This window comes from Salinibaculum salinum, from assembly GCF_037645885.1.
Taxonomy (GTDB): domain Archaea; phylum Halobacteriota; class Halobacteria; order Halobacteriales; family Haloarculaceae; genus Salinibaculum; species Salinibaculum salinum.
Window position 1 is genome coordinate 392,392 of sequence record NZ_JBBENW010000002.1, and the last position, 12,524, is coordinate 404,915.

14 protein-coding genes and 2 pseudogenes are annotated in these 12,524 nt (G+C 62.9%); 10 read left to right on the forward strand and 6 right to left on the reverse strand.

The window, feature by feature from the left end; all coding sequences use genetic code 11:
- Positions 1-78 precede the first annotated feature (78 nt).
- On the forward strand, positions 79-987 hold the full coding sequence (locus WDJ60_RS04875) for a serine/threonine-protein kinase RIO2 (protein ID WP_340098876.1): 909 nt from the start codon (positions 79-81) through the stop codon (positions 985-987).
- A gap of 90 nt (positions 988-1,077) precedes the next feature.
- Here the strand turns inward: WDJ60_RS04875 and WDJ60_RS04880 are convergent.
- The 5 genes and pseudogenes from WDJ60_RS04880 to WDJ60_RS04900 form a co-directional block, all read right to left on the reverse strand.
- Positions 1,078-2,044: pseudogene (locus WDJ60_RS04880) on the reverse strand (patatin-like phospholipase family protein).
- 3 nt (positions 2,045-2,047) lie between these two features.
- A complete protein-coding gene (locus WDJ60_RS04885; protein ID WP_340098879.1) occupies positions 2,048-2,911 on the reverse strand; it encodes an SDR family oxidoreductase in 864 nt (287 codons plus the stop codon).
- Positions 2,912-3,026: 115 nt separating this feature from the next.
- Complete coding sequence (locus WDJ60_RS04890; protein ID WP_340098880.1) at positions 3,027-3,980, reverse strand: sulfite exporter TauE/SafE family protein; 954 nt, start codon at positions 3,978-3,980, stop codon at positions 3,027-3,029.
- Positions 3,977-4,534 (reverse strand): carboxymuconolactone decarboxylase family protein, encoded by a 558-nt coding sequence (locus WDJ60_RS04895; protein ID WP_340098881.1) that lies wholly within the window; start codon positions 4,532-4,534, stop codon positions 3,977-3,979. Before WDJ60_RS04895 ends, WDJ60_RS04890 begins: the two co-directional genes overlap by 4 nt.
- A 76-nt stretch (positions 4,535-4,610) precedes the next feature.
- Complete coding sequence (locus WDJ60_RS04900) at positions 4,611-5,039, reverse strand: HTH domain-containing protein (RefSeq protein ID WP_340098882.1); 429 nt, start codon at positions 5,037-5,039, stop codon at positions 4,611-4,613.
- 211 nt (positions 5,040-5,250) lie between these two features.
- On the opposite strand from WDJ60_RS04900, the pseudogene WDJ60_RS04905 reads away from it, so the two are divergent.
- Positions 5,251-5,580: pseudogene (locus WDJ60_RS04905) on the forward strand (DUF3179 domain-containing (seleno)protein); the annotation flags it as partial.
- 52 nt (positions 5,581-5,632) lie between these two features.
- Positions 5,633-5,983, forward strand: a complete 351-nt coding sequence (locus WDJ60_RS04910) for an NAD(P)H-hydrate epimerase (protein ID WP_340098883.1) — start codon at positions 5,633-5,635, stop codon at positions 5,981-5,983.
- A 2-nt stretch (positions 5,984-5,985) separates the two neighbouring features.
- On the opposite strand, the gene WDJ60_RS04915 is transcribed toward WDJ60_RS04910, so the two are convergent.
- Positions 5,986-6,477 carry a redoxin domain-containing protein gene (locus tag WDJ60_RS04915; RefSeq protein ID WP_340098884.1) on the reverse strand — a complete coding sequence of 164 codons (492 nt, stop codon included), beginning with the start codon at positions 6,475-6,477 and terminating at the stop codon, positions 5,986-5,988.
- Positions 6,478-6,669: 192 nt separating this feature from the next.
- On the opposite strand from WDJ60_RS04915, the gene WDJ60_RS04920 reads away from it, so the two are divergent.
- The 7 genes from WDJ60_RS04920 (at position 6,670) to WDJ60_RS04950 (ending at position 12,469) form a co-directional block, all read left to right on the forward strand.
- Positions 6,670-7,101: a hypothetical protein gene (locus WDJ60_RS04920; RefSeq protein ID WP_340098885.1), complete on the forward strand. Its 432-nt coding sequence runs from the start codon at positions 6,670-6,672 to the stop codon at positions 7,099-7,101.
- Between the two features lie 46 nt (positions 7,102-7,147).
- Positions 7,148-7,405, forward strand: coding sequence for a hypothetical protein (locus tag WDJ60_RS04925; protein WP_340098886.1), 258 nt, complete (start codon positions 7,148-7,150; stop codon positions 7,403-7,405).
- A gap of 61 nt (positions 7,406-7,466) precedes the next feature.
- On the forward strand, positions 7,467-8,084 hold the full coding sequence (locus WDJ60_RS04930; protein WP_340098887.1) for a helix-turn-helix domain-containing protein: 618 nt from the start codon (positions 7,467-7,469) through the stop codon (positions 8,082-8,084).
- Positions 8,085-8,174: 90 nt separating this feature from the next.
- Positions 8,175-8,552, forward strand: coding sequence for a winged helix-turn-helix transcriptional regulator (locus WDJ60_RS04935; RefSeq protein WP_340098888.1), 378 nt, complete (start codon positions 8,175-8,177; stop codon positions 8,550-8,552).
- Positions 8,549-9,913, forward strand: a complete 1,365-nt coding sequence (locus WDJ60_RS04940; protein WP_340098889.1) for a dihydrolipoyl dehydrogenase family protein — start codon at positions 8,549-8,551, stop codon at positions 9,911-9,913. The genes WDJ60_RS04935 and WDJ60_RS04940 overlap by 4 nt, the downstream gene beginning before the upstream one ends.
- Positions 9,914-10,203: 290 nt before the next feature.
- Entirely contained in the window at positions 10,204-10,980 is a 777-nt protein-coding gene (locus WDJ60_RS04945) for a methyl-accepting chemotaxis protein (RefSeq protein ID WP_340098890.1), read from the forward strand.
- A 52-nt stretch (positions 10,981-11,032) separates the two neighbouring features.
- Positions 11,033-12,469 (forward strand): dihydrolipoyl dehydrogenase, encoded by a 1,437-nt coding sequence (locus tag WDJ60_RS04950; protein WP_340098891.1) that lies wholly within the window; start codon positions 11,033-11,035, stop codon positions 12,467-12,469.
- The last annotated feature ends 55 nt before the right edge of the window (positions 12,470-12,524 follow it).

The following is a 12,524-nucleotide window of genomic DNA, read 5'->3' on the forward strand; positions in this document are numbered from 1 at the left end:
GTATCGCAATATGCACTTTACCACGTGTTGTCCTTCGACGCGCTACCCTTTTGGGAATCGACCGGCTACGGGCTGGTAATGGTCGAAAACGTGGCCAGTGAGATGGCCGAGCTCGAGGCCGAGGATTTCTATCTGCTCTCGGGGTTAGAACAGGGGATGCGCTTCTCGAAGTGGGTCGACGGGGCGAAACTACCCGATTTCGCCGACCTGACACCCGAGGAGGTCGAGTACCGGCTGGACCGGTGTGAGCGCCGCGGCCTCCTCGAACGGAAGACGATTCAGTACGAGGGGTACCGGCTCACCTTCGAGGGGTACGACGCACTCGCGTTGCACACCTTCGCCGAACGCGAGACGATAGAGGGCGTCGGCGCACCGCTGGGTGTCGGCAAAGAGAGTGACGTGTACGAAGTTCGGTCGTACAAACCGCTTGCCCTGAAGTTCCACCGCGAGGGATACACCGACTTCCGTGAGGTCAACCGCGAACGGGAGTACACGTCTGACAAGGAACATGTCTCCTGGATGTACACCGCCCGAAAGGCGGCTGAACGCGAATACGAGGCCCTCGAAACGCTCTATCCGGACGTTTCGGTTCCCCAGCCGATCGACCACAACCGCCACGCCGTCGTGATGGAGCGCATCGACGGCGTCGAACTCGGCCGGGCGAAACTCGAAGACGCCCAGGTCGTACCGATTCTCGACCTGGTTCTCGACGAGGTGGCTACCGCCTACGACGCCGGCTTCGTCCACGCGGACATGAGCGAGTACAACGTCTTCATCAACAGCGAGGGCGTGACTGTCTTCGACTGGCCACAGGCCGTGCCGACCGACCACGAGAACAGCGACGAACTGCTCGCGCGCGACGTGACGAACATCGTCGGCTACTTCCAGCGCAAATACCCCCACCACGTCGAGAGCGTCGACACCGACGCCCTCGCTGCTGCGGTCGCAGCCGACGAGTTCGACTCTGTCGACGAATTCGCCGAATAGCGCCGCTTTTCGGTCCTTTTGGCACACTTTGGGGGTACCTGCTCCGTCTCCGCGATAAACTTCATATAGCGATATACAATCGGCCGTGCGTCAGCGATCGTCGAGAAACGCGCCTGCTCGGTCGCGACCGAGGCCCATCAGTTCGGCAAGAAAGTCGGGGTCGCGGTCGAGTTTCGTCGAGCAGTGGAACCGTTCGCCCATCTCGATGCGGTGAATCTCGGTCTGCGTGAACTCGTCGGCAGGGAGTTTGCCGTCCGCGACCCACTCGTTGATGCGTTCGATGAATCCCAGTTCCTGATTCAGCGAGATGTTCCCCGAGAGTTCGTTTCGCCGGTCGGCAATCTCCTCGATGCTTTTTGGTTCGTTGTCGAGTTCCTGCGGGTTGATCTGGATAATCCAGAGCTCGTCGGGTTTTCGCTCTGACGGCTGGCTCATCAGGTCGCCGACGGGTGGGTTCTGGGAGAACAGGCCGTCCCAGTGGTAGTGGCCGTTGATCTTGACGGCCTCGAAGACGTTGGGAACGGCTGCAGAGGCCAGGACGGCGTCAACAGTCACGTCCTCGTTGACGAACGTCTCGAAGACGCCCGCGTTGATATTGACGGTGCCGACCACCAGCTCCGGCGCGCCGGCCTGGCAGTGGTCGGGGATGGCTTCGAAGTCGATGTGTGTCTCCAGGACTTCTCGGATCCGGTCTTTCCCGATTTCCTTGCCGGGAACCTGGTAGGGGCTGAGCTGGGGGAGTGGCATCCCGTTCGACTCCAGTTTGTTGATACTCATCAGCCAGGAGTTCAGCATCCGATCGCTGTACTCCGTGGCCGAGAGGTCGTCCCAGACCGCATTCAGGAGATTTGCGGCCGTGGCTGTATCGCCAGTCACCAGGCCGTACCAGGTCGCGAGAGCGTTGAACGCCCCCCCCAGAGGTACCGCTGATGCCGACGAGTTCGTACTCGCTTTCCCAGTCACACTCTTCCAGCAGTTTCTCCAGAACGCCCGCGGTGAACGCGGTGTGGCTGCCGCCACCCTGACAGGCGATGGCGACGTTGGTTGTTTCACTCATGAGTTACTCGTAGGTGTGCGTGTAGCCGCCGTCGAAGAGCAGGTCGGCACCGTTGAGGTGGTCGGCGTGACCGGAGAAACCGAAGACAAAGAGGTTCGCGACATCGGCAGGGGTCATCATCTCTTTTGTGCGGGCCTGTCCCAGCATGACGTCCTCGACGACCGCCTGTTCGGAGATGCCGCGTTCTTCGGCGGTGTCCTGAATCTGGTCGACCATCAGCGGCGTCATGACGTAGCCGACAGAGACCGAAAATCCACGGAGGGTTCCCTCGCCCTCAGCGGCAATGGCCCGCGTCAATCCCGTGATGCCGTGTTTGGCCGTGATGTAGGCGGGCTTGGCCTGGGTCGCGTAGTGACCGTGGACCGACGACATGTTGGCAATCGCACCGACCCCGTCGTCGGTCGACTTGATGTGGGGGATGGCCTTCTTCGCGGTGTAAAACGGCGACCGGAGCATGATGTCCGTCAAGAGCTCGTATTTTTCCATGGGGAACTCCGCAATCGGGTCGATGTGTTGCATTCCCGCGATGTTGGCGACGTATCGCAGGTCACCCTCGGTGGCGGCGGCCTCGACGACTGCGTCGACGTCACCGTCGTCTGTCAGGTCCGTCTCGACCGGGTGAAATCGGCCAGGGACGTCGAACTCCTCGGTGCGAGCGACCGTCTCTGCGAGACCGTTCCCGTCGATGTCGGCTCCGACGACCGTGAGACCGTTCGCGGCGAGCGCGACGGCAGTCGCCTGGCCGATGCCCGACGCGGCGCCCGTCACGAGCGCCACGTTGTCCTCGGTAAAACGGGCGTTTTCCAGCACGAGAAGGTCCTCGCGGGTCAGTTCCGGTGCACTCAGTTCGAACTCGTCGTCTGTCATACAATCTCACACGGTGCCACGTCCGGATAACTACATCTCACGTCAGGGTAACGTGGCTACCGTCGAGTGAGCGAGTCACAACCGACCCGCACGAAAACAGCGTCTCGAATACGACTCAGGCCAGCAGTTCGACGCCGAGCACGAGTGCGCCGACGAGTCCGAAGACGATGCCCAGCCCGATTTCCATCAGGTCACTGGGGACGTACTTGCCGGCGCGAGTGCCGATAGTTCCGCCGATGAGGACACCCGGAATCGACCAGGCGACGACGTACCAGACCGGCGTCGCGGTGAGTGCGTGGACGAGCGCGCCCGCTCCGGCGGCGATACCGAGCGTGAAGACGCTCGTGGCGACGGCAACCCGTGGCGGGAGTCGACACCGGACGATGAGCTGTGTGGTGACGATTTCGGGCAGGCCAGCACTGATAAGGCCGGTGATGAACCCGCCAGCCGTCGACAGTCCGACACCGGGCGGCCGCCAGCAGACGTCGTACGTGAACGTTTCGCCGTCAGTCGCCGTGATGGTCTTCGTGCCGCGGCCGGTGTTTTTCTCCTTCAGGAAGTCGTTTTCGCACTCACCCGGTTCGCACTCCTCGGCGGGGTCGTAGTAGACGAGGAAGGCACCCAGCAGAATCAGTCCGGCGCCAAAGAGGAGTTTGAGGAGCGTCGGGTCGACGTAGTGTGCGGCGAAGGCTCCGACGATGACGGCTGGGACCGCACCCGCGAGCAGCCACTTGGCGGTCTGGTAGTCGACAACGCCCTGCTTGACATAGGAGCGCAGTCCGTTCCCCATCCCGAACACCTCCGTCAGGAGGCCGGCGCCGATCGCCTGTGCGGGGGCCAGCCCAACACCGAGCATGAAGAAGGGACTGAAAAACAGCGCTCCCGAGACGCCCGACGCGAGCGCGATAGTCGAGAAGACGATCGCGGCGGGAAACACCCACCAGTGGGCGACGAACCGCTCCATCGTGAACGCTGTCGGCGGGGTGGCGCCACCACTCTCGGCGGCTGCCACTGTCCCGACGAGCGCGACCAGACCGACTGCGGCGGCGAGTGTCGTCGTGCGTTTCATTCAAAGAGCGCGTCGATGGTCTCGTCGTCGGGCGTCCAGCCACAGAACTCCCCGCCTTCGAAGGGCAACTCGACGGCGGCGACGTAGTTACAGAGACCGACGTAGAAATCACAGATCAGGCCGACAGCGACCACCTCACCGGGGTCGTATGCCGAACACAGCGCCTGGTGAATCTGGTCGGTCACGTTGCCGGTCGCCACCGCTCGCGCGTACTGCAGGAGGACGTACTCCTCGCCGGGGAACGGGGAGAGGTCGTCACCACCGATGGCCCGCATCTCGTCGGTTGTCACGCCCTTGTCGCGGGCGATGTCGACGTGCTGGTGCCACTCGTAGCGAGCACCGCGGGTGCGAGCGACGGTGAGAATGACCAGTTCCTTCGTCCGCGCCGTGAGCTGGTCGTACAGCGTGTTCAGATACTCCAGCGTCGCTTCGAGCAACTCCGGGTTGTGCGCCCACACCCGGAAGATGTGGCGGTCTCCCAGGTAGTCGTCGGTGAACAGGTAGTGATACGCCTCGGGGATGTCGTCGATGTCGAGCAGGTCGAGTCGGGTCATGGTCGGTACTGGGTAAGGACCTATTAAATCTGCATCTCACGCCAACGTAACCAACTGGTGCTGTCCACAGCGGTGGTCAGTACACGTCGAGTCTGTCGCTGACACTCGTCTGTTCGGTCCCGTTCGTCGAGGGCGCGACGAACGTGACCGCTCCGCTTCGGAACTCCGCGAGCGTCAGGCGGGGAAAGACGATACCGGTCACACTCGTCCCGGTCAGCAGCGACTCGGTGTCCCGCTGCTCGAACCCGACGAGTTCGCGGTCGCTGCTGTCGGCCCACTCCTCGAAGGACTCGTATCTCCGAAGCAGCAGCTTCGCGATGTCCGTTTCGGCGGTTTGCAGCGAGGGGCAGACACACTCTCCGCAGACCGTGTAATCGACACCCTCGATTCGGCCCTCGTCGTCGAGTGTCCGGAGTCTATCGACGATTCGCTCCTGTGTGTCCCGGATGTCGGTCGGAGCCAGCGACCGGAGATACACTTCGACTCGGGGCGGACGCTCTCCCATCAGCACCCACCACTGTCTCTCTGGGGTGCGTTGCTGACTGTTCCGTGTCTGTCTGGGCCCATAGAGACAGCGTCACACAATCCATTATTGAATGTGATTGAGTACCACGTAACGCGGTCACGTCACGTTAACCCAGTATACCCGCGATGGCGGCGCTGGCGGTCACCTGTGTCTCAGTCAGGTATACACAGCCCCCGACCGTACCTGCCGTATGACCGACCACACAGTCGTCGACCTGCTCCCGAAAGACGCGATTCAGAGCATCGACGGCCAGTCGTTCACTCATTCCTTCGAGGGAAGGACGGACGAGGAGGTCATCGTCGTCGAGGTCGGAACCAGCGCCCGCGCCTATCCGACGCGGATTCTCCAGAACCACGAAGTCGTCAACGACACGGTTGACGGCGACCCCGTTGCCATCACCTGGTGCCCGCTGTGTGCCAGCGCCGTCGTCTACGACCGGACCGTCGACGGTCAAACGCTGACGCTCGGCGTGTCGGGCAAACTCGCCGACAACGACCTCGTTCTCTACGACCGCGAGACCGAATCCGAGTGGAAACAGTCCAGCGGGGTCTGTCTCGCTGGCGAGTTCGCTGGTGAAACCCCCTACTGGTGGTCTCGTCGTCGACGCGCTGGTCGGCTACGGTCTCGGTGGACCACTCCGCGGCACCGCGGCGGAACTGGTCGAGGCGATTCCCGACCGAACCACCGTCGTTTCGCTCGACGTGCCCACGGGCAGAGACGCGACGACCGGCGAGGAACCCGGTCGTGCCGTCGACGCCGACCGTGTGGTCACGCTCGCACTCCCCAAGACCGGGCTCGTGGGAGTGAACTGTTCGCTGTTGCTCGCTGATATCGCGATTCCGAGCGTGGTCTACGACCGCCTCGACATCCTCTATGACGGTGTGTTCGGTGGGGACTATCTGGTCGAACTGGTTGAACGGTAACATCAGACGGGCGCTTCGAGCGCGTCGACAGCGTCGCGGACGGCCTGCCAGTCCGGCTGGTCCGTCGGGTCATCGGTGCTCCAGGCGTACTGAACGACGCCGTCGGTGTCGACGAGAAACACGGCGCGCTTGGCGATTCGCTTGTGTCCCTGAAACTCGTCGTAGAGGACGCCGTACTGCTCTGCGACGGTGCCGTCGCTGTCCGAGAGCAGCGGGAACTGCAACCCTTCCTGTTTGGCGAACGCCGAGTGACTGAACGAGCGGTCCGTCGAGATACCGAAGACGGTCAGTCGCTCGTCGAACTCGAACCATCCCGCATCGTGGAGCGAGCAGAGGTGACCGGTGCACTGCGGGTTGAAATCGAAGAGATAGAAGTTCAACAGCACTGGTCCCGACCCGAGCGCGTCGCCGAGGCTGTGCTCCCGGAAGTCGTCGCTCGCGTCGTCCGTCCCGGGGAGTCGAAAGGCTGGCGCATCTGCCCCTTCTGATAGCATAGTCTACAGACGTGTGGGCGGGAGTATCAATCTCGGCCAACGGCCGGGTAACCGGGTTACCCGTCTCTCACCCTCTCCCCGATAGTTACCAGTTCGTTACCGCGTTTCTCTCGGCTCAGCAAACGGTTATCCGTGCCACCGCGTCGGACGCTGTAGAGAGACTCGGGCGACCGGGAGACTCTGGTGAGACACATGGTCGAAATAACACTGCTCGGCGGACTCGTCGGTGGACTGGTTGCGACAAGCGTGATGACCATCTTCATGATGGCGCTGGGGGACGACTCCCCGCCACCGACGGCGCTGTTCTGGTCGAAGTCCGTCGGCGACGAGGGACCGGAATCGTACATGATGCAGGGGATGGCGCTGCACATGTTCTACGGCGTCGTCGCCGGCGTCATCCTGGCGGTAGCGTTACCTGCTGTCGGCTTCGGAGACGTAACGCTCGTGACTGCGCTGGGCATCGGTCTGGCGTTCGGCTTCGTCCTGTTCGTCGGGGCTGCAATCTTCTGGATGAACGTCGTGCTCGCACTGGACCCGGAACCGAAACAGGTCGGAGCCTTCCTGCTCTTTCACCTGATTTACGGGGCCGTCCTCGGGGGCGTTCTCGGGGCAGGCGTGGTGTAAACAACAGGAGAGTATCGTGTCACCAGCAAATGGTCACGGGAGGCCGATGGACGAAGCCAACTGCCGGGTGCTCGCAGCGGTCGTCGACCGCTACGACAGTACCGGAGAGCCAGTCAGCGCGGCGACAGTCGCGGACACACTCGGACGCGCAACGACTGCGGTCAGTGGCCGACTGACAGAGCTGGAGTCGTGTGAGTTTCTTGCCCCAGTCGGGGACGGCTATCGACCGACAGTGACTGGCCGCGAGTTCCTCGAACTCGACATCGAGTGTGGGCCGGTCATCGTCGATACCGACGACGAGTGAGTCCATCAGCACGAAGTTTCTTTAGGCAGGCGGGCCGGAGAGAAACTACGCGCAGCGAACTATGAGTAAAGAAAACAGCGACAACACGACGGCGTTCCGTTCTAGCGACCACGGGGGTGAGGACCTGTCTGACCGTCCCTACGCTATCTACCGCTGTACGGACTGCCGGAACGTCGTGCTCTCGATGCAGGACTGTGAGGGTGGGATGACCTGCCACGGCGAACCGATGGAACGGGTCACTGACGCGGCGATGGACGTCCAGCCACCGGACCTCCGAGAGGTGTTGCTGGAAGCGTTCGGACTCCCGAAAGCGGGACTGGACATCTGTCTCTGCGTCATCGGTGAGGGTCCACTCTCAGCGGGGGAAGTGGCGGCGCAACTCGACTACGACGAGAGCACGGTTCGGTCGTATCTCAACAAGCTCGTCGACCTGGGGCTGCTGACGAAATCGGAACTCAACCGCGAGGGTGGCGGCTTCGTCACCGTGTTCCATTCCGTCGACTTGGAGGAGATGCGAAAGGAGACGCTGACTGGATTTTACGTCTGGGCCGGCGAGGCCGCCGCGCTCATCGAGCAGGCAAACCTCACGAAACAGGACTATCTCGACGCCGACCACGACGAACGCCTCGATTCAGTGTTCTGGGAACAGTTCGAGGGTGCGAAACCGGACGGCGACTGATTCGCATATAAATACCTGTCGGGGACGTGGAACGGGGTTGCCAGTCAGAGCTACGTTAAGAGGGGTGTACTGTGTTCGTTCAGATAGCCAATGAGCTCTGAACAACACACGACAATTGCGTGGACGGACGAGCAACGAGCAGTCGAGATACCGCTGTTCGCAGACGCCGAGACGGCACTGCACGCGACGCGCGACATCGTGGGCCGCAAGTGGCACCCGGTGTTGCTGTTCTATCTCTTTCAGGACGGACCACTCGGATTCAGCGCGCTCAAAGAGCGGACCGACGGCATCTCTTCGAAGATGCTCTCGGAGAGCCTCTCCGACCTCGAAGATGCGGGGCTTGTCACCCGGGAGCTACTGGACGACCAGCCGGTTCGCGTGGAGTACGCCATCTCGGAGCGGGGCGAAACGCTCGGGCCGGTCATCGAGGCGATGGTCGACTGGGGTCTCGAGGAGGACAGCCGATGACGCACTACGACGTCCTTGTCGTCGGCGGCGGCACCGGGAACAACGTCGCGGCGGCCGCGGCAGACGCCGGCCTCGACACCGCGCTCGTCGAGAAGGGGCCGCTGGGCGGAACCTGTCTGAACCGAGGCTGTAACCCATCGAAGATGGTCATCCAGGCGGCGGTGGCCGCCGACAACGTCCGCAACGCCGAGCGGTTCCACGTCGACGCCACGCTGAACGATGTCGATTTTGCCGGCGTCATCGACGACATGGCCGAGACGCTCGGCCCAATCGCCGAAGGGATGGAGGAGCGCTACCGCGAGAAGGAGAACCTCACGCTCTACAAGGACGAGGCGGTCTTCGTCGATGAGCGGACCGTGGAGGTCGACGGCGAGCAAATCAGCGCCGAGAAGGTTGTCGTCGCCGCGGGTTCGCGTCCGCTCGTGCCGCCGATCGACGGCCTCGACGAGATGGACTACCTCACCAGTCAGGAGGCGCTCTACCTCCGCGAGCAACCCGACAGCCTCGTCGTCATGGGCGGCGGGTACATTGCAGTCGAACTGGGTTACTTCTTCGAGGCGCTCGGGACGGACGTGACCATCGTCGAGATGATGGACACGCTGGTTCCCCGCGAGGACGACGACCTCTCGGAGGCGTTCACCGAAATCGCGACCGAGCGCCACGACGTGTACACCGGCTACCGTGCGACGGCCGTCGAAGAGCGCGACGGCGAGATAGCCGTCCACGCCGAGACCGAAGACGGCGAGGAGGCGGTCGTCACCGGCGACGAACTGCTCGTCGCGCTGGGTCGCCGCCCCAACACCGACACGCTCGACGTCGCGGCTGCCGGCATCGAAACCGACGACAGGGGTTTCATCGTCACCAACGACCGCCTCGAGACGAACGCCGAGGGCGTCTGGGCACAGGGCGATATCGCGGACAACGCGATGTTCAAACACTCCGGAGACTACGAGACGCAGGTCACTATCGACAACGTCGTCCACGGCGGGAACAGCGAGGCCGATTTCACCGCGATGCCACACGCCATCTTCACCGAACCGCAGATGTCCGGCGTCGGCAAGACCGAACAGGAGCTCCGGGACAGCGACACGGAGTACGTCGTCGGCCGGCAGTCACTTCCGGAGACACCGATGGGCCGGGCGAAGAAACTCGAACACGGGTTCGTGAAGGTCCTGGCCGCGCCCGACGGCGAGATACTCGGCTGTCACATGCTCGGCTACGAGGCGTCGACGATGATTCACGAGGTGGTCGTCGCGATGCGGTCGGCCGGCGGGACCGTCGACGACGTGACCGGTATCATCCACGCACACCCGACGCTGAACAAGGCCGTTCAGTACGCCTTCGAGGACGCGCAGGTGTGAGTGATGGGGCTCAAGTCCTGTCGTTCGCGGCGAGAAACCGTCGGTCGCGGACGCTCGGGCGCTACTCGAACTTCTCCTCGTAGAGGTCTGGGTGGTTCGCCTCGGCGTGGTCTTTCAACTCGTCGAGGGTGTCGAACGTTGCACCGCACTTGCACGCGTGTTCGTCGTCGGACATTACTGGTAGACAGACACAGCCGGTATCAAAAAGAGCGACTGAGGTGTGCGTTACCCGGGCCAGACCCTGCTAGTCCCGACTCGAGAGCCAGCGCAATCAGACGAGGTGATACGAGATGAATACCGAACCAGTCGAAAACGGAGACAGAAACGAACAGATGGCTGACAGTACGACCGACCGCTTCGACACGCTTGTGAGCGAGCACTCCCGGCTGCTCTCGGTCATCGGTTCGGAGCTCAGCGAATCCAGCGATGCGATTGCGTCGCTGTCGCGAAACGCCGCCACGGCTAACGAATCGAGTTCGGAGACGGCACGGCTGGCCGAAACGGCCCAGTCCTCGGCCCACGAAGCCCACGGCGAAGTGACGGAGGCCCGCGAGGCCGCGTCGGTCGCCTGCGAGGAGCTGGAGGCGCTGCGCGAGACCATGACCGAGATAGACGAGATTACGGCCGCAATCAACGATATCGCCGAGCAGACGAACATGCTCGCGCTCAACGCATCCATCGAGGCGGCCCGCGTCGGCGAAGACGGCGACGGCTTCGCGGTCGTCGCCGACGAAGTCAAGAGTCTCGCAGAGCAGGCCCAGAACCAGGCGGCGAGCATCGAGACCATCGTCGCGGACGTACGCGAGGAGACCGCCGACACGATCGACCATATCGAGTCCGTCGACGACAAGACCGCGAGTGCGACGGAGTCGATAACCGAGACTGTGGGCGACCTGGACGATATCGCGACGAGTGCAATCGAGACCTCCGAGAGCGTCGACGCGATGACCGACACGACACAGACCTACGCCGACGACATCGAGGTGCTGGCGAGCAAGGTCATCGACGCAATCAGCCAGGCGAACGAACTCGACGAACTGGTGACTGAGAGCCAGTCGCGCGAGTGACCTTACTCCTGAGTAACTGACCGTTCTTTAGACTTGGCACCGAAAGGGCAGTATGCAAGAATTCGACTTTCTGGTCATCGGCTCGGGCTCCGGCCTCGACGTCGCGAACGTCGCGGCGAACCAGGGTCAGTCCGTCGCCGTCGTCGAGAAGGGACCGCTGGGCGGGACCTGTCTCAACCGCGGTTGTATCCCGTCGAAACACCTCCTGTATCACGCTGACGTGCTCGAAACGGTCGAACGCGCCGACGAGTTCAACATCGATGTGACGGTCGACGGCGTGGATTTTGCCGACATCGTTCGCACGGTCAACGAGGAAGTGTCCGAGGATGCCGAATCGATACGGAACGGCCTGCGGTCGTCGTCGCGTCACGACCTCTTCGAGGGCGAGGCCAGTTTCGTCGACGAGCGGACCGTCGAGATCTCCGGCGGGGACGACGACGGTGCTCGCCTTCGCGCCGAGACGATTCTCATTGCTGTCGGGTCGCGCCCGTCGATTCCACCAATCGACGACATTGACTCGGTCGATTACCTGACGAGCACGGAGGCGCTCCAGTTGGAAACACCGCCGGACCGCCTTGTCATCATCGGCGGGGGGTACATCGCCGCGGAACTGGGCCACTTCTTCGGGACGTTCGGGAGCGACGTGACTATCGTCGGTCGGCGACCGAACCTCCTCCCCGAGGCCGACGAGGAAGTCGCCGAAGCGTTCACCGACAGATACCGCAATCGATTTACCGTCCACACCGGCCACGCGGCCACGTCCGTTACCGAAGCGGACGGCGAGATTAGCGTGGAGGCCCGGCCCTACGAGTATGGCGACGACTCGGGAATCGTTGCGGGCGCCGACACCGTCACTGCAGCCGGTGACGAGTTACTCGTCGCCGCCGGTCGGGAGTCGAACGCCGATACGCTGAATCTCGACGTAACGGATGTCGAGACCGACGACCGCGGGTTCATCGAGACCGACGAATACCTTCGGACTGACGCCGACGGCGTCTGGGCACTGGGCGATATCGTCGGCGAGTACCTGCTGAAACACAGCGCCAACCACGAGGCCAGGACGGCAGCGCGGAACATCTTCGGCGACGACCTCGAACCGGTCGACTACAGCGCGATGCCGTTTGCCGTTTTCGCCTCGCCCGAGGTCGCGGGGGTCGGTGCTCGGGAGGAAGAACTCCGCGCTGCGGACCGCGAGTACGCGACGAACACGTACAGCTACGAGGATACCGCTCGTGGTGACGCGATGAACGCCGACGGCTTCGTTAAGGTGCTCGTCGACCCGCAGGGGGAGATACTCGGCTGTCATATCGTCGGTCCCGACGCCTCGACGCTGATTCAGGAAGTCGTCGTCGCGATGAAGTCGGGCTCTGGAACAGTTCGGGACATTCGGAATTCGGTCCACATCCATCCCGCACTCTCGGAAGTCGTCCAGCGGGCATTTTCGGGGCAGTTCACTCGCGGCGGTGACGGCCACCACCACCAGCACTGACCGTCCGACGGCAAGTTACACCCGTGTCACCGTGTTACCCGAGCGTTCGCTCGGG

What these genes read in the sequence shown, in the direction of transcription:
- WDJ60_RS04875 (WP_340098876.1), top strand. Translation starts at nt 79, where the DNA reads ATGGTCGAAAACGTGGCCAGTGAGATGGCCGAGCTCGAGGCCGAGGAT.
- WDJ60_RS04885 (WP_340098879.1), bottom strand. Translation starts at nt 2,911, where the DNA reads ATGACAGACGACGAGTTCGAACTGAGTGCACCGGAACTGACCCGCGAG.
- WDJ60_RS04890 (WP_340098880.1), bottom strand. Translation starts at nt 3,980, where the DNA reads ATGAAACGCACGACGACACTCGCCGCCGCAGTCGGTCTGGTCGCGCTC.
- WDJ60_RS04895 (WP_340098881.1), bottom strand. Translation starts at nt 4,534, where the DNA reads ATGACCCGACTCGACCTGCTCGACATCGACGACATCCCCGAGGCGTAT.
- WDJ60_RS04900 (WP_340098882.1), bottom strand. Translation starts at nt 5,039, where the DNA reads ATGGGAGAGCGTCCGCCCCGAGTCGAAGTGTATCTCCGGTCGCTGGCT.
- WDJ60_RS04915 (WP_340098884.1), bottom strand. Translation starts at nt 6,477, where the DNA reads ATGCTATCAGAAGGGGCAGATGCGCCAGCCTTTCGACTCCCCGGGACG.
- WDJ60_RS04920 (WP_340098885.1), top strand. Translation starts at nt 6,670, where the DNA reads ATGGTCGAAATAACACTGCTCGGCGGACTCGTCGGTGGACTGGTTGCG.
- WDJ60_RS04925 (WP_340098886.1), top strand. Translation starts at nt 7,148, where the DNA reads ATGGACGAAGCCAACTGCCGGGTGCTCGCAGCGGTCGTCGACCGCTAC.
- WDJ60_RS04930 (WP_340098887.1), top strand. Translation starts at nt 7,467, where the DNA reads ATGAGTAAAGAAAACAGCGACAACACGACGGCGTTCCGTTCTAGCGAC.
- WDJ60_RS04935 (WP_340098888.1), top strand. Translation starts at nt 8,175, where the DNA reads ATGAGCTCTGAACAACACACGACAATTGCGTGGACGGACGAGCAACGA.
- WDJ60_RS04940 (WP_340098889.1), top strand. Translation starts at nt 8,549, where the DNA reads ATGACGCACTACGACGTCCTTGTCGTCGGCGGCGGCACCGGGAACAAC.
- WDJ60_RS04945 (WP_340098890.1), top strand. Translation starts at nt 10,204, where the DNA reads ATGAATACCGAACCAGTCGAAAACGGAGACAGAAACGAACAGATGGCT.
- WDJ60_RS04950 (WP_340098891.1), top strand. Translation starts at nt 11,033, where the DNA reads ATGCAAGAATTCGACTTTCTGGTCATCGGCTCGGGCTCCGGCCTCGAC.